This is a genomic window from Bhargavaea cecembensis (genome assembly GCF_000826125.2).
GTDB classification, from domain to species: Bacteria; Bacillota; Bacilli; order Bacillales_A; family Planococcaceae; genus Bhargavaea; species Bhargavaea cecembensis_B.
The window spans coordinates 44,574-63,625 of record NZ_LN651371.1 but is presented as its reverse complement, the minus strand read 5'-3'; the positions used below and the strand labels follow the sequence as shown (position 1 = coordinate 63,625).

Here is a 19,052-nt window from a genome sequence, read left to right as displayed (position 1 = left end):
GGAGGATGAAACATGCGTGAAGCAGTGATTGTGGCCGGTGCACGGACGCCGGTCGGCAAAGCAAAAAAAGGATCTCTGGCAACCGTCCGCCCGGATGATTTCGCGGCACTGACGGTCAAGGAAACATTGAAGCGCGCAGGCGGTTATAACGGGCCGATCGATGACTTCATCGTCGGCTGCGCGATGCCGGAAGCGGAACAGGGCATGAACTTCGCCCGGCTGATCGGCGGTCTCGCAGGCCTGCCGAACACGGTTCCGGCCGTGACGGTGAACCGGTTCTGCTCGTCCGGCCTGCAGTCCATCGCCTACGGTGCACAGCAGATCATGACCGGCCAGGCGGAGACGATTCTCGCCGGCGGAGCCGAATCGATGAGCATGGTGCCGATGATGGGCAACACGATTCGCCCGAACCCGGCACTCGCCGAGTCGATGCCTGAGTACTATATGGGCATGGGCCATACGGCGGAGCAGGTCGCCAACAAATACGGCGTGAGCCGGGAAGACCAGGATGCATTCGCCGTCCGGTCCCACGAGCTCGCGGAAGCGGCGATCCGTGAAGGGAAATTCAAGGATGACATCGTCCCGGTCGAAGTGACGCGCAGGACGGTCGGCGCTGACGGGAAGCTGAAGGAAGAGACGTTCATGTTCGATACGGATGAAGGCGTTCGTCCCGGAACGAGCGTGGAGACGCTCGCGAAGCTGCGTCCGGCATTCAATGTAAGAGGCTCGGTCACCGCGGGGAACGCCTCCCAGACGTCTGACGGGGCGGGGACGGTCCTCATCATGGACCGCGAGAAGGCGGAAGCCGAAGGGCTCAAGCCGATCGCCAAATTCCGTTCGTTCGCAGTCGGCGGCGTGCCGCCCGAAGAGATGGGGATCGGCCCGATCGAGGCGGTTCCGAAGGCGCTGAAGCTTGCAGGCCTCTCGATTGACGATATCGATCTGTGGGAACTCAACGAGGCATTCGCCTCCCAGTCGCTCCAGGTCATCCGCCATCTCGGCCTTGACATGGACAAAGTGAACGTCAACGGCGGCGCCATCGCGCTCGGCCACCCGCTCGGGGCGACCGGCACGATCCTGACGCTCAAGCTCATGAGCGAGCTCAAGCGCCGCAGCCAGCAGTACGGCGTCGTCACGATGTGCATCGGCGGCGGCATGGGCGCAGCCGGCGTCTTTGAAATGATCTGATTCAAAATCATCCTGCCGGCGGAGGGCGCAGACCGATGTCCCGACCGCCCGGTATGATATTCCATACCCAACCCAAGGAGGAATTCCAATGACTGAAACGAAAACGCATGATCTGGTGAAAGGCGGCGCGTTCCTCATCGAGGACATCGACCCGCAAGCGGTGTTCACTCCGGAAGACTTCACCGATGAACATAAGATGATCGCGAAGACGACGGAAGACTACGTGAAGAACGAAGTGGCCCCGGTCATCGAAAACCTGGAGAACCACGAATTCGAGCACTCGGTCCGCCTCCTGAAGAAAGCCGGCGAGCTCGGCCTTCTCGGCGCCGACATCCCGGAAGCATACGACGGATTCGCACTCGATAAAATCTCTTCCGCGCTCATTACAGAAAAGATGGCGGTCGCGGGCGGCTTCTCGATCACGCACGGCGCCCACGTCGGCATCGGCACGCTGCCGATCGTCCTGTTCGGCAACGAAGACCAGAAGAAAAAATACCTTCCGTCGTCTGTGACGGCAGAGAAGATCTTCGCCTACGCACTGACTGAGCCGGGATCCGGCTCCGACGCACTCGGCGCCAAGACGACCGCCAAGCTGAACGAAGCAGGCACGCACTATATCCTGAACGGCGAAAAGCAGTGGATCACGAACGCCGGCTTTGCGGACGTCTTCGTCGTCTATGCGAAGATCGACGGCGAAAAGTTCTCCGCGTTCATCGTGGAAAAAGAATTCCCGGGCGTGTCGGTCGGCGCGGAAGAAAAGAAGATGGGCATCAAGTCTTCCTCGACACGGACACTCATCCTCGAAGACGCGGAAGTGCCTGTCGAAAACCTGCTCGGCGAAGAAGGCCGCGGACATGTGATCGCATTCAATATCTTGAACATCGGCCGCTACAAGCTCGGCGTCGGCGGCATCGGCGGCTCCAAGCGTGCGCTTGAGCTCGCGATCAAGTACACGAACGAGCGCCAGCAGTTCAAGCGCACGATCGCCTCGTTCAACTTGACGAAGGAAAAGATCGCCACGCTCGCATCCAAACTGTACGCGACGGAAAGCCTGATCTACCGCACGGTCGGCTACTTCGACGACCGGATGGGCCGCATGAGCGATGAAGACCAGAAAGACGGCCGCAAAATCGCCCAGGCAATCGCGGAATACGCAATCGAATGCTCCATCAACAAAGTCGTCGGATCCGAAACGCTTGACCACGTCGTTGACGAAGCGGTCCAGCTGCACGGCGGCTACGGCTACATGCAGGAATACGAAGTGGAGCGCGCGTACCGCGACTCCCGCATCAACCGGATCTTCGAAGGCACAAACGAGATCAACCGTCTCCTCGTACCGGGCACATTCATGAAAAAGGCGCTCAAAGGCGAACTGCCGCTTCTTCAGAAAGCACAGAGCCTTCAGGAAGAGCTGCTCATGATGATGCCGGAAGAGCCGGGCGACGAAGCGCTTGCCCAGGAGAAGATGCTCGTCCGCAACGCGAAGAAGGTCGGCCTGCTCGCTGCCGGCATGGCGGCTCAGCGGTTCGGCACGAAGCTCGAAGAAGAGCAGGAAGTGCTTATCAACATCGCGAATATCGCAAATGACGTCTTCGCGATGGAGTCCGCGCTTCTCCGCTCCGAAAAGGCGATTGCCCGCGACGGCGAGGAAAAGGCCCAGCAGAAGATCCTCTACACGGAAATCTACTGCCAGGAAGCGATGGAGCGCATCGAGAAGGAAGCGAAGGAAGTCCTCATCGCATCCGTCGGCGGCGACGACCAGCGCATGATGCTGTCCGCACTCCGCAAGCTCACACGCTATACGCCGAAGAACCTCATCTTGAAAAAGCGCGAAGCAGCCGAAAAGCTGAACGACGCCCAGAAATACACAGTTTGACGGACTGCCCGGATGCCGAGTGCATTCCGGGCTTTCCGTTTGATATAATGCGCGGTGAAGGAGGCGGAGAAGATGGCGATCGTTTATTACGGATATCCGAAATGCACGACATGCCGGAAGGCGAAAAAATGGCTGGATGAGCACGGCGTCGATTATGAGGAGCGGAACATCAAGGAAACGCCCCCTGCGGAAGGTGAACTGCGGGACCTCATCCGGACGAGCGGACTGGAACTGAAAAAGTTCTTCAATACGAGCGGCATGTCCTACCGGGAGCTCGGCCTGAAAGACAGGCTGCCGGACATGACGGACGACGAGAAGATCGCGCTGCTTGCGTCAGACGGCATGCTCCTGAAGCGGCCGATCGTGACGGACGGCCGGAAAGTGACGGTCGGCTTCAGGGAACCGGAATTTGAAAACGCCTGGGATTGAGCGGGGCATATTGAGTTTCCCGCCCGTCTGTGGCAAACTGAATGAGAATGTATATCCTAAGCTGGAGGGGTCAGAATGAGCACACCAAATGAACTTCGCTATTCCGAAGAACACGAATGGGTCAAAACAGAGGACGATAAAGTCCGGATCGGCATCACTCACTTCGCACAGTCCGAGCTCGGAGACATCGTTTTCGTCGAACTGCCTGAAGTCGGCGACGATATCAAGTCCGACGAGCCATTCGGCAGCGTCGAGTCGGTCAAGACGGTTTCCGAACTGTATGCACCGATCAGCGGCAAGGTGGTCGAAGTGAACGGGGAGCTCGAGGACAACCCTGAATTCGTCAACGAGTCGCCTTACGAAAAGGCATGGATGATCGTTGTCGAGCCTTCCGATAAATCGGAGATCGATGCCCTCATGACTGCCGAACAATACGATGAAATGACGCAGGCCTGATCCTGCAAAAAGGGGGAACGCCGGCATTTTTCGGCGTTCTTTTTCATCTTATAATCGTAATACGAAAAGCCAGTCGCCCGGAGGGATCGGCATGGTCGATAAAGTGATTGTTGTTGAGGGGAGTTCGGACAGGAACCGGCTTGCGCCGCTCTTGGATGAACCGGTGGAGATCATCTGCACGAACGGGACGGCAAGCCCGACCAGGATCGAAGAGCTGCTCGAGCCATATGAGGGGGCGGACATCTTCGCGTTCTTTGACGCGGACCGGTCCGGAGAGCATATGAGGGCGGTGCTCAGGCGGGAATATCCGGAAGCGCGTCATCTGTACACGGACCGGGTATACAGGGAAGTGGCGACAACGCCGCTCCGTGTGCTTGCGGAGGAACTGCTCTCGGCGAACATTGAGATCAAGACGGAATTTTTGCTGTAAGGGATGATGGACATGGAATCTTGGAATCTCGCAGACTTTGAACGGGCGGCAGAGGACGGTACGGCCGCCTTCTACCTGTACACGCCCTTGTGCGGGACGTGCCAGGTCGCTTCGCGGATGCTCGGCGTCACGGAACAGCTTCTGCCGGACCTGAGCATCGGGAAAGCCGATTTGAACTACCACGAGGAAATCGCGGTGAAGTACGGAGTTGAAAGCGTTCCGTGCCTCCTGATCGCACGGGAAGGCGAACCGGTGGAGAAGGTCTATGCCTTCCGCTCGGTCCCCTATCTGTATGAAAAACTCGGTTGACGGTGCCGGCGGCAGTATGATATAGTTCATCCATCAACCATCCGGTCTCGCCGGCTGGAAAACAAACGAATACGATTACTCTTATCGAGAGCGGCGGAGGGAAGTGCCCGATGAAGCCCGGCAACCATCACGGCAACGTGAAATGGTGCCAAATCACTCAAAGCGGATGCTTTGGCAGATGAGAGGTGGAGCCGCAGCGCCCGTCGCTTTCGGCCGGACCTTTCTGCATGCCTGCGGAAAGGTCTTTTTCTATTCAGGGCTGCGGTGGGATAATAAAGATTTGGAGCAATGCCAAGTTCTCTGTGTAAATATTACTTAGAAGGAGAAGAAATTCGCGAGACACCTGCGGGAACAGCGTCAGCCGAAGACCCCGCAGAGCGGAGCTTGAGGAGGCTGAGGCGACGCCCGCGGTAAGCGAGCGGATTTCTTCGACTGATAGATTCACACAATATCTATGACATGAGCATGATCCAGAGCGAGACGTTAATTATCTAAGGCGAAACGTTGTGTTTATCGCCCGGTATCGAGTTTAGGAGTGGACAGCATGATCAAACTGCAGCAATTGACCAAACGGTTCTCCCGTTCCGGCATGGATGTGACGGCCGTCGACGGAGTGGACCTCGACATACAAGAGGGAGAGATTTTCGGCATCATCGGATACAGCGGTGCCGGAAAGAGCACGCTCATCCGGATGCTGAACGGCCTGGAGAAGCCCACTGCCGGCAAGGTGATCGTGAACGGACTGGAAATGTCAACGATCTCCGGCGCCGAACTTCGGAAAGCCCGCCAAAAGGTGAGCATGATCTTCCAGCACTTCAACCTGCTCTGGTCGCGGACGGTGGAAGAAAACATCTCCCTGCCGCTTGAAATCGCCGGCATGGACAAGAAAGACCGTGCCGGCCGCGTCCGGGAACTGATCGGGCTCGTCGGTCTGGAAGGAAGGGAAAAGGCCTATCCGTCCGAGTTGTCCGGCGGGCAGAAACAGCGCGTCGGCATTGCGCGTGCGCTGGCGAATGAGCCCCGGGTGCTTCTGTGCGACGAAGCGACGTCGGCCCTTGACCCGGAGACGACCGATTCGATCCTGGACCTGTTGACGGACATCAACCGGCGGCTCGGCCTCACGATCGTGCTCATCACCCACGAGATGCACGTCATCCGGAAAATCTGCCACCGCGTCGCCGTGATGGAAGGCGGCCGGGTGGTGGAGCAGGGGGATGTGCTGGATGTGTTCAAATCCCCGGTCCAGCCGATCACGAGACGGTTCGTCTCGCAGGTGACCGAACCGGGAGACGCCAAACAGGCGGTCGGCCAGCTCGCCGACGAGTATCCTGAGGGAACGCTCGTCCGGCTCGGATTTGTCGGGGACCGGGCAGAGCATCCTGTACTTGCCAAATTAATCCGGGCACACGACATCGACGTGAACATCCTTCAAGGCAACATCGCACAGACCCACGGCGGGGCATTCGGTTCGCTCACCCTCCAGCTCTTGGGGAACGATGCGGCCGTCCGGGAGGCGATCGCCTTCCTGCAGGCGGAAGGCGTCAAAACGGAGGTGATCGGCCGTGATTGAACAATGGTTCCCGAACGTGGACTGGGCGAAGATGTGGGATGCGACGGTTGAAACACTTTACATGACGGCGGTCTCCACTTTCTTCACCTTCCTGATCGGCCTGCTGCTCGGCATCCTGCTGTTCCTGACGAGTCCGAGGGGCATCTGGCAAAACCGGTTGATCAACGGCGTGTCGGCCGCACTCGTCAACATTTTCCGGTCGATCCCGTTCATCATCCTGATCATCCTGCTCATCCCGTTCACGAAATTCCTGCTCGGCTCGATCCGCGGACCGAATGCGGCGCTGCCTGCGCTGATCATCGGAGCGGCTCCGTTCTACGGAAGGATGGTCCAGATCGCGCTCGCCGAAATCGACAAGGGCGTCATCGAAGCCGCGCGTTCGATGGGCGCGAGGACGTGGACGATCATCCGCAAAGTGCTCTTGCCGGAATCCATGCCGGCGCTCATCTCCGGCATCACCGTAACCTCGATCGCACTCGTCGGCTACACGGCGATGGCGGGCATCATCGGGGCGGGCGGACTTGGAAACCTGGCTTATCTCGACGGGTTCCAGCGCAGCCGGAGTGATGTGACGCTCGTCGCGACGATCCTCATCCTCCTCATCGTTTTTGCCATCCAGTGGATCGGGGACCTTCTCGTGAAACGGACGGACAAGCGCTGACCTGTTCTGAGGACGGGCTTGAGCCGGACGAGCATTCATCTTGAAAGAAGCCGTTATTATTGAACTATAAAATAGGGGGAAATCAATCATGAAAAAATTCACTGCAGGCCTCATTCTCGCGGCAGGCACACTCGCCATGTCCGCATGCGGCACGGGGGGCAGCGACAATGCCTCCGGAAGCGACAAGGAAAACAAGGAACTCGTCGTCGGTGCGTCGAACACGCCGCACGCCATCATCCTGGAAGAGGCGAAGCCGCTTCTTGAAGAGAAGGGCATCGACCTGAAGATCGAAACGTACCAGGACTACGTGCTGCCGAACGAAGACCTGGATTCCGGGGAAATCGATGCAAACTACTTCCAGCACATCCCGTACTTGGAGACCCAGATGAAAGACCACGACTATGATTTTGAAATCGGCGGAGAGATTCACATCGAGCCGATCGGCGTCTACTCCAAAAAATACAAATCACTCGATGAACTGCCCGAAGGCGCGACGATCCTGATCTCCAACTCGGTCGCGGACCATGGACGGGTTCTCGCGATGCTTGAGACAGAAGGACTCATCAAGCTCGACGAGAAGGTCGACAAGACGGAGGCCGAAGTGAAGGACATCACCGACAATCCGAAGAATCTCCAGTTTGATGCGAACTATGAAGCCTCGTTCCTGCCGACGCTCTACAACCAGGACGAAGGGGACGCGCTTCTCATCAACTCAAACTACGCAATCGACAACGGCCTCAACCCGCTTGAAGATGCCATTGCGCTTGAGGAATCCGATTCTCCTTATGTGAACATCATCGCCGTCCGCAAGGGGGACAAGGACCGTGAGGACATCAAGGCGCTCGTTGAAGTCCTCCATTCACAAGAGATCAAGGACTTTATCCTTGATGAATGGGGCGGCTCGGTTGTCCCGGTTGACTGACCTGAACGAATCCGGACGCAAACGAAAGATCCATCCCTTCCATGCGGAGGGATGGATCTTTTTCGTTTCGGATACCTGAAAACAGGCTTGCACGCGCTTACAATTTATTGTATTCTGATCTTTTAAGAATGGCTTCTGCGCAGGGGACTGCTGTGGTATAGTTGTTTCTAAATAAATACAAATGTCCACTCAGGGGGTACACACCATGAAAAAAATCGGACTGCTCGGCCGGATCATAATCGCCATTGTGCTCGCGGTCGGCCTTGGATCGCTGTTCCGGATCGTGCCGGAGAAATTCGTCCACTGGTTCGTGGAAACAGCATCGACGTTCAACATGCTGTTCGGCGGATTCCTCAACTTCGTCGTCCCGCTCATCATCATCGCCTTCATCGCACCGGGGATCGCAAAGCTCGGCAAAGGGTCGGGCAAGACGCTCGGCCTGGCGACTGCCGTTGCGTACATGTCGACGGTGATCGCGGGGATCATCGCCTTCTTCGCAGCTTCGAACATCTTGCCGGGCCTCATCGGGCAGCCTTCCCATGACGGCATCAAAGACCCGACGGAATCGCTCGTCGGCCCGTTTTTTGAACTGGAAATGACTCCGCTCATGGGTGTCATGACGGCCCTTCTGCTTGCATTCCTGTTTGGGATCGGAATGGCGGCCATCGAAAGCAAGTCGCTCCTTTCGATGTTTGACGAACTGAATGTCCTGATCGAAAAAACGATCAGTGCGGTTATCATCCCGCTTCTGCCATTCCACATTTTCGGCATATTCCTGAACATGACTTATGCCGGTCAGGTGGCGAGGGTGCTGTCGGTGTTCGCGGTCGTGTTCGTCCTGATCATCATCCTGCACCTGTTCATGCTCATGCTGCAGTACACGGCGGCGGGCGCACTGACGCACCGCAATCCGTTCCGCCTGCTGAAGACGATGGCACCGGCCTACTTCACGGCACTCGGCACACAGTCGTCCGCTGCGACCATCCCGGTCACACTCCGCCAGGCGCGCAAAACCGGCGCCTCGGAAAAGATCGTCGACTTTACGGTTCCGCTTTTCGCGACCATCCACTTGTCGGGCAGCACGATCACGCTCACATCTTGCGCGATCGGCGTGATGCTCATGAACGGCATGTCCGTGACATTCGGCGGCATGATCGGCTTCATCCTCATGCTCGGCGTGACGATGATCGCCGCGCCGGGCGTACCGGGCGGCGCCGTCATGGCGGCGATCGGCCTGCTGTCGTCGATGCTCGGATTCACCGAGCCGATGCTCGCACTCATGATCGCCCTCTACATGGCGCAGGACAGCTTCGGCACGGCGACGAACGTCACCGGCGACGGGGCGCTCGCCATCATCACGGACCGGTTTGCAACAGGAAAGGCCGCCGTCCCGGTGGAATCCGGAACAAAAGCGGTTTGATTTGCATCAGATGTTTAGAGATGGTTCAGGCGGGTATAAACAAAACGTAAATAAAATTCCGGGCTTCCCGGAAATCAGTGAAAGGACTGGTTCATTATCGACCCCATGAGGCTTGATTACACGGACAGGATGGCGCAGAGTTTCCNGGCATCAAAGACCCGACGGAATCGCTCGTCGGCCCGTTTTTTGAACTGGAAATGACTCCGCTCATGGGTGTCATGACGGCCCTTCTGCTTGCATTCCTGTTTGGGATCGGAATGGCGGCCATCGAAAGCAAGTCGCTCCTTTCGATGTTTGACGAACTGAATGTCCTGATCGAAAAAACGATCAGTGCGGTTATCATCCCGCTTCTGCCATTCCACATTTTCGGCATATTCCTGAACATGACTTATGCCGGTCAGGTGGCGAGGGTGCTGTCGGTGTTCGCGGTCGTGTTCGTCCTGATCATCATCCTGCACCTGTTCATGCTCATGCTGCAGTACACGGCGGCGGGCGCACTGACGCACCGCAATCCGTTCCGCCTGCTGAAGACGATGGCACCGGCCTACTTCACGGCACTCGGCACACAGTCGTCCGCTGCGACCATCCCGGTCACACTCCGCCAGGCGCGCAAAACCGGCGCCTCGGAAAAGATCGTCGACTTTACGGTTCCGCTTTTCGCGACCATCCACTTGTCGGGCAGCACGATCACGCTCACATCTTGCGCGATCGGCGTGATGCTCATGAACGGCATGTCCGTGACATTCGGCGGCATGATCGGCTTCATCCTCATGCTCGGCGTGACGATGATCGCCGCGCCGGGCGTACCGGGCGGCGCCGTCATGGCGGCGATCGGCCTGCTGTCGTCGATGCTCGGATTCACCGAGCCGATGCTCGCACTCATGATCGCCCTCTACATGGCGCAGGACAGCTTCGGCACGGCGACGAACGTCACCGGCGACGGGGCGCTCGCCATCATCACGGACCGGTTTGCAACAGGAAAGGCCGCCGTCCCGGTGGAATCCGGAACAAAAGCGGTTTGATTTGCATCAGATGTTTAGAGATGGTTCAGGCGGGTATAAACAAAACGTAAATAAAATTCCGGGCTTCCCGGAAATCAGTGAAAGGACTGGTTCATTATCGACCCCATGAGGCTTGATTACACGGACAGGATGGCGCAGAGTTTCCGCAGCGCGCACGGATTTGGATACGAGGAGTATCGGATGAATCCGGGACTGCGCCTCCAAGTGGAGAAGCGGCGGGAGCAGGACTACGCCCGCAGCCTTGAATTCGGCACCCGGCCGAAAATCAGGAACCGCCGCTGAAGCAAAGGGACAAATGAATCGGTCATGGATGGGAGGGCCCGCACGGCTGCCGGATTCGGCATACGGAGCGGGCCTTCCCGCATGATAAAAGCGGATGATCCGGATGAAATTCCCGGTGTTTATTCTCACTGGATGGAGCATAATTGAAAAAAGGCATCAATTGGGGCGGAGGGGGGCGGCCAGACGCCTGAACATCCGCTTTTCAAGAATATCAGATGAATCGGGTCGCATCGTCTAAATGATTTGCAAGCCCCACCCGTTTCGGTTAAGATTAGAATGATGATAAATAAGGACGGTATCCGCCGTTCATTACACCATACTGGAGGTATTTGGATGTCTACTCTTGAAATCAAAGGCCTGCACGTCGAAATCGAAGGCAAAGAGATCCTGAAAGGCGTCGATTTGACGATCAATACAAATGAAATCCATGCTGTCATGGGACCGAACGGGACCGGTAAATCCACTCTCGCTTCGGCGATCATGGGGCATCCCAAATATGAAGTGACGGCCGGCACGGTCACTCTTGACGGAGAAGACGTATTGGCGATGGAAGTGGACGAGCGTGCCCAGGCTGGCCTGTTCCTCGGCATGCAGTATCCGAGCGAAATCGCCGGGGTCACGAACGCCGACTTCCTCCGCTCCGCGATCAACGCGAAACGCGAAGAAGGCCAGGAAATCTCCCTCATGAAGTTCATCCGTGAGCTCGACGGCAAGATGGAACTCCTCGAAATGGATCAGGACATGGCCCAGCGCTACCTGAACGAAGGCTTCTCCGGCGGGGAGAAAAAACGCAACGAAATCCTCCAGCTTATGATGCTGAAGCCGAAGTTCGCCATCCTCGACGAGATCGACTCCGGCCTCGACATCGACGCACTCAAAGTCGTCTCCAAAGGCATCAATGAAATGCGCGGAGAAGGATTCGGCTGCCTGATCATCACGCACTATCAGCGCCTCCTCAACTACATCACGCCGGACAAGGTCCACGTCATGATGCAGGGCCGCGTCGTCAAATCCGGCGGCCCGGAACTCGCCCAGAAGCTCGAAGCGCAGGGCTATGACTGGATCAAAGAAGAACTTGGCATCGAAGACGAAACTGTCGGACAAGAAGCTTAACGGAAGGGGACGAACGAAATGACGGTTGAAACAAAATTGACATTCACCGGCGAGGACGTGCGTTCCTATTCGGAATCGAACCGCGAGCCGGGCTGGCTGGCGGATAAGCGGCAGGAAGCCTGCAAGCTGGCTGAAACTCTCCAGTTGCCGAAACCGGATAAAACGAAGATCCAGAACTGGAATTTCACCGAATTCCCGGTTCATGCAGTGAAAGACGAGCCGCTCACCGGCCTTGCGGAACTGCCGCAGGAAGCCCGTGCGCTCGTGGATATCGAAAATCAGCAGACCATCTACGTCCAACGCAACAACACGCCGGCATACCTCAAAGTTTCCGATGAACTAAAAGAACAGGGCGTCATCGTGACTGACATCTTCTCGGCAGCCCGCGATTATCCCGAACTCGTCGAGAAGTACTACATGACGGAAGCGGTCAAAGTGGACGAGCACAAGCTTACGGCACTCCATGCGGCACTCATGAACGGCGGCGTTTTCGTCTATGTGCCAAAAGGCGTTGAAGTAAAAGAGCCGGTTCAGGTGCTGTTCCTCCACGACTCGGAAGAAGCATCCCTGTTCAACCACGTGCTCGTCGTGGTCGATGACAACAGTTCCCTCACATACGTGGAGAACTATCTGTCGCTCACGCCGCATGCCAAAGGCCTTGCGAACATCATTTCCGAAGTGATCGCCAAAGACGGTGCCAAGGTGGATTACGGCGCAGTCGACGTGCTCGCCGAAGGATTTACAACCTACATCAACCGCCGCGGGATTGCCGGCCGGGATACGACGCTCGAATGGTCGCTCGGCATGATGAACGACTCCGACACGATCTATGAAAACGTGACCCACCTTGTCGGCGACGGCTCGCGCTCCGAAGCAAAATCGGTGCTCGTCGGCCGCGGCAAGCAAAAGCAGAACATCACGACGAAGACCGTCCACTGGGGCCTTGATTCCGAAGGGCATATCCTCCAGCACGGCGTGATGAAAGACGAAGCATCCACAATTTTCAATGCCATCGGCAAAATCGAGCACGGAGCGACGCGCGCAAATGCCGAACAGAAATCACGCGTCCTGATGCTGAGCGAAAAGGCGCGCGGCGATGCGAACCCGATTCTTCTGATCGACGAAGATGATGTCACCGCAGGCCACGCAGCTTCGGTCGGCCGTGTCGATGAGCTGCAGCTTTACTATCTCATGAGCCGCGGCATTCCGAAGACGGAGGCGGAGCGCCTGATCGTCCGCGGATTCCTGGCTCCGGTCGTGAATCAGCTCGCGATCGAAGGCGTCAAGAAACAGCTGTCGGAGGTCATCGAAAGGAAAGTGCGCTAATGCTCACATCTGACATCAAATCCCGTTTTCCGATCTTGAACCAGGAAGTGAACGGACATCCGCTCGTCTATCTCGACAGCGCCGCCACTTCACAGAAGCCGGATTCGGTCATTGAAACGATCACCCGTTATTACGAACGCAACAACTCAAACGTCCACCGTGGAGTCCACACGCTCGGCAACCGGGCGACCGACGAATACGAAGGCGCCCGCCAGAAAGTCGCCGACTTCATCAACGCGGCGTCCGTGCAGGAAGTGATCTTCACCCGGGGCACGACGACTTCGATCAACATGGTCGCCCAGAGCTACGGCCGTGCCAATGTGTCCGAAGGCGATGAAATCGTCATCACGTACATGGAGCACCATTCGAACATCATCCCGTGGCAGCAGCTGGCGAAGGAAACCGGCGCCGTCCTGAAATACGTCGACCTGGAGGAAGACGGGACCCTGTCGCTCGACAAAGTCCGCGAGACAGTGACGGACCGGACGAAAATCGTCTCGATCATGTACGTCTCGAACGTCCTCGGCACGATGAACCCGGTGAAGGAAATCGCGGCCATCGCCCACGCCCACGGAGCGGTCATGCTCGTGGACGCTGCGCAGGCGGCCCCTCACATGAAGGTGGATGTGCAGGATCTCGACTGTGACTTCCTCGCATTCTCCGGGCACAAGATGTGCGGTCCGACCGGCATCGGCGTCCTTTACGGGAAAAAGGAACTGCTCGAGAAGATGGAGCCGGTCGAGTTCGGCGGGGAGATGATCGACTTTGTCGGCCTTTACGACTCGACATGGAAAGAGCTTCCGTGGAAGTTTGAAGGCGGTACACCGATCATCGCCGGAGCGATCGGCCTCGGCGCGGCGATCGATTTTCTGCAGGAGATCGGCCTCGACGAGATCGAACGTCATGAGCACCGGCTCGCCGGCTATGCGATGGAACGAATGAACGAACTCGACGGCATTACGATCTACGGGCCGGCCGATCCCGAAAAACGCGCAGGCCTCGTGACATTCAATCTGGATGAGGTTCATCCGCATGACGTGGCGACTGTCCTGGACATGAACGGAATCGCCGTCCGGGCCGGCCACCACTGTGCACAGCCGCTCATGAAGTGGCTGAACGTCACCGCCACGGCGCGGGCCAGCTTCTATCTGTACAACACGGAAGAAGATGTCGACCGCCTCGTGGACGGACTCCGCACTGCAAAGGAGTATTTCAGCGATGTCTTTTAATAATCTCGACCAGCTGTACCGGCGGGTCATCATGGACCACTACAAAAACCCCCGGAACAAAGGGGAAATCGAAGACGGAAGCCTAACCGTCGATATGAACAACCCGACATGCGGCGACCGGATCCACCTCACCCTGAAAGTTGAGGACGGCACGGTCTCCGATGCGAAGTTCGACGGCGAAGGCTGCTCGATTTCGATGGCTTCCGCTTCAATGATGACACAGGCGATCAAGGGGAAAAAAGTGGGGGACGCACTCAAGATGTCCCAGAGCTTTTCGGATATGATGCTCGGCAAGGAACTTGACGACAGCATGGACATGGGGGACATTGAGGCGCTTTCGGGCGTCACGCAATTCCCGGCCCGGATCAAATGTGCAACACTTGCCTGGAAGGCAATGGAGAAAGGTGTCGGCAACGACGCCAATCCAAACTAAGAACGGAGGAAGAAGCATGGCAAAGAATATGCCGGAAATCGGCGATTATAAATACGGCTTCCACGACAAAGATGTCTCGGTTTTCCGTTCGAAGCGCGGCTTGACCCGCGAAATCGTCGAAGAGATCTCCCGCATGAAGGAAGAGCCGCAATGGATGCTCGACTTCCGACTGAAATCCCTCGAGATCTTCTACAAGAAACCGATGCCTCTCTGGGGCGGAGATCTGAGCGAACTGAACTTCGATGAAATCACCTACTACGTGAAACCGTCCGAAGCAACAGAACGCTCGTGGGACGAAGTGCCTGAGGAAATCAAGCGCACGTTCGACAAGCTCGGCATTCCTGAAGCGGAACAAAAATACCTGGCGGGCGTCTCGGCGCAGTATGAGTCCGAGGTGGTCTACCACAACATGAAGGAAGACCTGGAGGAAATGGGCATCGTCTTCAAGGACACCGACTCGGCGCTCCGTGAAAACGAAGAGCTCTTCCGGAAATACTGGGCGACGGTCATTCCGGCGGCGGACAACAAGTTCTCTGCCCTGAACTCCGCCGTCTGGTCGGGCGGTTCCTTCATCTACGTGCCGCCTGGCGTAAAGGTCGATACGCCGCTCCAGGCCTACTTCCGGATCAACTCCGAGAACATGGGCCAGTTCGAACGGACGCTCATCATCGTCGACGAGGGCGCAAGCGTCCACTATGTCGAGGGCTGCACGGCACCTGTCTATACGACGAACTCGCTTCACTCCGCGGTCGTTGAAATCATCATCAAGAAAGATGCCTACTGCCGCTATACGACGATCCAGAACTGGGCGAACAACGTCTACAACCTCGTCACGAAGCGTGCGGTTGCAGAGGAAAATGCCACAATGGAATGGATCGACGGCAACATCGGCTCCAAGCTGACGATGAAGTACCCGTCCGTCCTGCTCAAAGGCGAAGGCGCACGCGGCATGACGCTCTCGATCGCCATCGCGGGCAAGGGCCAGCACCAGGACGCAGGCGCGAAGATGATGCACCTCGCACCGAACACATCGTCCTCGATCGTCTCGAAGTCGATCTCGAAACACGGCGGGAAAGTCTCGTACCGCGGGATTGTCCACTTCGGCCGCAAGGCGTCCGGCGCCCGGTCGAACATCGAGTGCGATACGCTGATCATGGACAACCAGTCGACGTCCGACACGATTCCGTACAACGAAATCCTCAACGACAACATCTCCCTCGAACACGAGGCGAAAGTGTCGAAAGTCTCCGAGGAGCAGCTCTTCTACCTCATGAGCCGCGGGATTTCCGAGCAGGAAGCGACAGAAATGATCGTCATGGGCTTCATCGAGCCGTTCACGAAAGAACTGCCGATGGAGTACGCAGTTGAAATGAACCGTTTGATTAAATTTGAAATGGAAGGCTCAATCGGCTGATCTGCCTCCCTGCCCGTCACAGCTAACGTTGTGACGGGTTTTTTATGATGGATTCCGCCGCATGAGTGTAGTCCTCATAATTTGGTGGTAGCTTACAAGGAGAAGGAGTGATGGTGTTGGAGATTCCGAAAATCAGACTCAGAGACGGGCTCGAAATCCCGGTGATCGGTTTTGGGACCGTATTTCTGAAAGGGAGCGAGGGTGTGCTGGCGATCCGGTCGGCAATCGAAGACGGATACCGGCTCATCGACTCGGCATATAATTACGAAAATGAAGGCACGCTCGGAGAAGCGATCCGGCAAGGCCCGGCGAGCCGCAACGAACTGCCCGTCACCTCCAAGCTTCCGGGCCGGTACCATGGTTATGACGAAGCGATCAAAGCGATTGAGGAATCCCTGTTTCGGGCACAGCTCGATTATTTCGATCTGTATCTGATCCACTGGCCGAACCCGAAAGAGGGAAAATATGTGGAAGCGTGGAAAGCGTTGATCGATGCGAAGAAACGGGGGCTCGTCCGTTCCATCGGTGTCAGCAACTTCCTGCCGGAGCACTTGGAGAGGCTGGACAAGGAGACCGGCGAGCTGCCTGTCATTAATCAGATCGAGATGCACCCATTCTTCAACCAGTCTTCACAGAGGCGATGGCAGGAGGAGCGCGGCATCGTCACCGAAGCCTGGAGCCCGCTTTTCCGCGGCCGGGGCTTGCTGGGCGACGAAACGATCATGGCCCTGGCAGACGCGTACGGCAAGACGCCTGCACAGATCGTCCTGCGGTGGCATCATCAGCACGGCGCCGTGACGATTCCCCGGTCGTCATCACCGGAACGCCAGCGGGAGAACCTCTCGATTTTCGGCTTTGAGTTAAGCGGGGATGATATGAAGAAAATCGACGGGCTCAGCCGTCCAGACGGCAGGATCGATGATCAGGACCCCGCCGTCTACCAGGAATTCTGACGGGCAGCGGGAGAACGGGATGCCGGTTGCCCGGAAGTCTGCCGGAATCGGCAAAATCAGATGATCCAAGGCTGCGGAACATCGATCCGGTTAAATGCATGGATACTGATGGACGTCCGGACTGCCTGCACGACAGCCGGACGATTTTTAATGAATCCCTCAGAGAGAGGTCTGATAGGATTTCATTCGAACGGCCGTCCGGTCTTGTCCCGTTTACCGGAGTTCACCCCTGCCGTTGCCCGGATGCCGACGGGCGAGGGGACAACACGAGGAATATGATAAGATGATGATAATGACCGGGGAAGGAGAGGATTCGGCGATGATCAAAGTGGGGCTGACCGGCTGGGGAGACCATCCGGACGTTTATAGCCCGTCTTCTAAAAAGACGGAGAAGCTGCAGGATTACAGCGGACACTTTCCGATCGTGGAACTGGATTCGACGTTCTATGCAATCCAGCCCGAACGGAATATCCGGAAATGGATCAGTGAAACGCCGGACGGCTTCGGCTTCATCACGAAAGCCTACCAGGGCATGACCGGGCATCACCGGGGTCCGCTTCCATACGAATCCGAAGAAGAGATGTTCGGCCTCTACCAGCTGTCCGTCGGTCCGCTCAAAGAGGCCGGGAAGCTGCCGATGGTGCTCGCCCAGTATCCGCCGTGGTTTGACTGCACGAAGGAACATGTCGGCATCCTGCGCCGGCTGAAGGCACAGCTGGAGGGGTTTGACGTGGCTGTCGAGTTCCGCCATCAGTCCTGGTATTCCGAGAAATACCGCCAGGGAACGCTCGACTTCCTCCGGCAGCAGGGATTCATCCATACGGTCTGCGATGAGCCCCAGGCAGGTGAAGGGAGCGTTCCGTTCGTCCCGGTCGCGACACGGGACGACAAGACGCTCGTCCGCCTGCACGGGCGCAACACCGCCGGTTGGAAAGCGGAGGGCCGGGACGGCAAGAAGTGGCGGGAAGTCCGCTATCTCTATGACTACAATGACAAAGAGCTGGAAGGGATTGCGGAAGGGGTCCGGGCGATCGCGGACCAGTGCCGGGACGTCTATGTCATCTTCAACAATAATTCCGGGGGGCATGCCGCCGAGAATGCCAAGCGGTTCATGGAGATCGCCGGCATCGAGCCGGGAGGGCCCGGCGGCAGGCAGCTGGATCTGTTCGACAAGGGGGAGTGGTAGATGGAGTTTGTGATCCTCGGAGCCGCAGCGCTGCTTGCCGGCATCGTCGGGGCACTCGTCGGGCTCGGCGGAGGGATCATCCTCGTTCCCGCTTCCCTTTATTTCGGCATCACGCTCGGGCTCGTCCCGGGCCTCACTCCGCAAAAGGTCGTCGGCCTGTCCGTCATCATGATGATTTTCACGGGCCTTTCCTCGACGCTCTCCTATATGAAGTCAAAGACCGTCGACTACCGGAGCGGGCTGATCTTCTTTGCGGGAAGCGTGCCGGGGACGATCCTCGGCGCCTATGTGAACAAAGGCCTGGATCTGCCTTCGTTCAATCTTTATTTCGGAATTCTGCTCATCTTCCTCTCCACACTGCTGCTCGTGAGGAAATACTTGAAGCCGGTCGGCTGGTTCGTGGAAAGGGGAAGGAAGCGGACATACATAGACCCGGCCGGGGCGGAATATACTTATGGCTATCCGGTCTGGTTCGCGCTCATTTTGACGTTCGGCGTCGGGTTCGCGTCGGGACTGTTCGGCATCGGCGGCGGATCGATCATCGTGCCGGCGATGATCCTGCTGTTTCTTTTTCCGCCGCATATGGCGGTCGGGACTTCCATGTTCATGGTGTTTCTGTCGGCGGTCGTCAATTCGATGAGCCATATCACGCTCGGGAACGTTCCGTGGCTCTATACCTTGCCGGTCGTGCCTGCGGCGTTCATCGGTGCAAAGATCGGGGCCGCGCTCAACAAGCGGCTGAATTCGGAGCGGCTCGTCTTGGCACTCCGGTTCATCCTTCTCCTGATGGGGATCCGGTCGATCTATGAAGGGATTTGGGGTGGATAGACAAT

The 19,052-nt window shown here is 57.4% G+C and carries 18 protein-coding genes, 1 pseudogene and 1 riboswitch; all 19 genes and pseudogenes read left to right on the top strand.

Translation table 11 applies throughout. The features are described 5' to 3' along the window. The first annotated feature begins 12 nt into the window (after window positions 1-12). The 19 genes and pseudogenes from BN1189_RS00760 (at window position 13) to BN1189_RS00670 (ending at window position 19,047) form a co-directional block, all read left to right on the top strand. On the top strand, window positions 13-1,188 hold the full coding sequence (locus BN1189_RS00760; protein WP_040224661.1) for an acetyl-CoA C-acetyltransferase: 1,176 nt from the start codon (window positions 13-15) through the stop codon (window positions 1,186-1,188). Window positions 1,189-1,276: 88 nt separating this feature from the next. Next, on the top strand, window positions 1,277-3,064 hold the full coding sequence (locus BN1189_RS00755) for an acyl-CoA dehydrogenase family protein (protein ID WP_040224659.1): 1,788 nt from the start codon (window positions 1,277-1,279) through the stop codon (window positions 3,062-3,064). 72 nt (window positions 3,065-3,136) lie between these two features. Next, window positions 3,137-3,493, top strand: a complete 357-nt coding sequence (locus BN1189_RS00750; RefSeq protein ID WP_040224657.1) for an arsenate reductase family protein — start codon at window positions 3,137-3,139, stop codon at window positions 3,491-3,493. A gap of 75 nt (window positions 3,494-3,568) precedes the next feature. After that, the gene (gcvH, locus tag BN1189_RS00745; RefSeq protein WP_040224656.1) at window positions 3,569-3,949 is read left to right on the top strand and encodes a glycine cleavage system protein GcvH; all 381 of its coding nucleotides are present in this window, start codon (window positions 3,569-3,571) and stop codon (window positions 3,947-3,949) included. Between the two features lie 91 nt (window positions 3,950-4,040). After that, a complete protein-coding gene (locus tag BN1189_RS00740) occupies window positions 4,041-4,379 on the top strand; it encodes a toprim domain-containing protein (RefSeq protein WP_040224654.1) in 339 nt (112 codons plus the stop codon). A gap of 12 nt (window positions 4,380-4,391) precedes the next feature. Beyond that, window positions 4,392-4,688: a thioredoxin family protein gene (locus BN1189_RS00735; protein ID WP_040224652.1), complete on the top strand. Its 297-nt coding sequence runs from the start codon at window positions 4,392-4,394 to the stop codon at window positions 4,686-4,688. Between the two features lie 78 nt (window positions 4,689-4,766). Further along, window positions 4,767-4,873: riboswitch (SAM riboswitch) on the top strand. 359 nt (window positions 4,874-5,232) lie between these two features. Beyond that, window positions 5,233-6,258 (top strand): methionine ABC transporter ATP-binding protein, encoded by a 1,026-nt coding sequence (locus tag BN1189_RS00730; protein ID WP_040224649.1) that lies wholly within the window; start codon window positions 5,233-5,235, stop codon window positions 6,256-6,258. Then, on the top strand, window positions 6,251-6,919 hold the full coding sequence (locus BN1189_RS00725; RefSeq protein ID WP_040224648.1) for a methionine ABC transporter permease: 669 nt from the start codon (window positions 6,251-6,253) through the stop codon (window positions 6,917-6,919). The genes BN1189_RS00730 and BN1189_RS00725 overlap by 8 nt, the downstream gene beginning before the upstream one ends. 88 nt (window positions 6,920-7,007) lie before the next feature. Then, window positions 7,008-7,841 (top strand): MetQ/NlpA family ABC transporter substrate-binding protein, encoded by an 834-nt coding sequence (locus tag BN1189_RS00720; protein WP_040224645.1) that lies wholly within the window; start codon window positions 7,008-7,010, stop codon window positions 7,839-7,841. Window positions 7,842-8,046: 205 nt separating this feature from the next. Further along, the gene (locus BN1189_RS00715) at window positions 8,047-9,261 is read left to right on the top strand and encodes a dicarboxylate/amino acid:cation symporter (RefSeq protein WP_040224643.1); all 1,215 of its coding nucleotides are present in this window, start codon (window positions 8,047-8,049) and stop codon (window positions 9,259-9,261) included. A gap of 149 nt (window positions 9,262-9,410) precedes the next feature. After that, window positions 9,411-10,283, top strand: a pseudogene (locus tag BN1189_RS00710) (dicarboxylate/amino acid:cation symporter); the annotation flags it as partial. 615 nt (window positions 10,284-10,898) lie between these two features. After that, on the top strand, window positions 10,899-11,678 hold the full coding sequence (gene sufC, locus BN1189_RS00705) for a Fe-S cluster assembly ATPase SufC (RefSeq protein WP_040224641.1): 780 nt from the start codon (window positions 10,899-10,901) through the stop codon (window positions 11,676-11,678). 18 nt (window positions 11,679-11,696) lie between these two features. Beyond that, window positions 11,697-13,004, top strand: coding sequence for a Fe-S cluster assembly protein SufD (gene sufD / locus BN1189_RS00700; protein ID WP_040224639.1), 1,308 nt, complete (start codon window positions 11,697-11,699; stop codon window positions 13,002-13,004). Beyond that, window positions 13,004-14,233, top strand: coding sequence for a cysteine desulfurase (locus BN1189_RS00695; protein WP_040224637.1), 1,230 nt, complete (start codon window positions 13,004-13,006; stop codon window positions 14,231-14,233). The genes sufD and BN1189_RS00695 overlap by 1 nt, the downstream gene beginning before the upstream one ends. Then, a complete protein-coding gene (gene sufU, locus BN1189_RS00690; protein ID WP_040224636.1) occupies window positions 14,223-14,666 on the top strand; it encodes a Fe-S cluster assembly sulfur transfer protein SufU in 444 nt (147 codons plus the stop codon). The genes BN1189_RS00695 and sufU overlap by 11 nt, the downstream gene beginning before the upstream one ends. Before the next feature lie 16 nt (window positions 14,667-14,682). Then, window positions 14,683-16,080, top strand: a complete 1,398-nt coding sequence (sufB, locus tag BN1189_RS00685) for a Fe-S cluster assembly protein SufB (RefSeq protein ID WP_040224635.1) — start codon at window positions 14,683-14,685, stop codon at window positions 16,078-16,080. 107 nt (window positions 16,081-16,187) lie between these two features. Beyond that, window positions 16,188-17,033, top strand: a complete 846-nt coding sequence (locus tag BN1189_RS00680) for an aldo/keto reductase (RefSeq protein ID WP_069201928.1) — start codon at window positions 16,188-16,190, stop codon at window positions 17,031-17,033. A 319-nt stretch (window positions 17,034-17,352) separates the two neighbouring features. Further along, window positions 17,353-18,219 (top strand): DUF72 domain-containing protein, encoded by an 867-nt coding sequence (locus BN1189_RS00675; RefSeq protein ID WP_040224858.1) that lies wholly within the window; start codon window positions 17,353-17,355, stop codon window positions 18,217-18,219. Further along, window positions 18,220-19,047, top strand: coding sequence for a sulfite exporter TauE/SafE family protein (locus BN1189_RS00670; RefSeq protein WP_040224633.1), 828 nt, complete (start codon window positions 18,220-18,222; stop codon window positions 19,045-19,047). The last annotated feature ends 5 nt before the right edge of the window (window positions 19,048-19,052 follow it).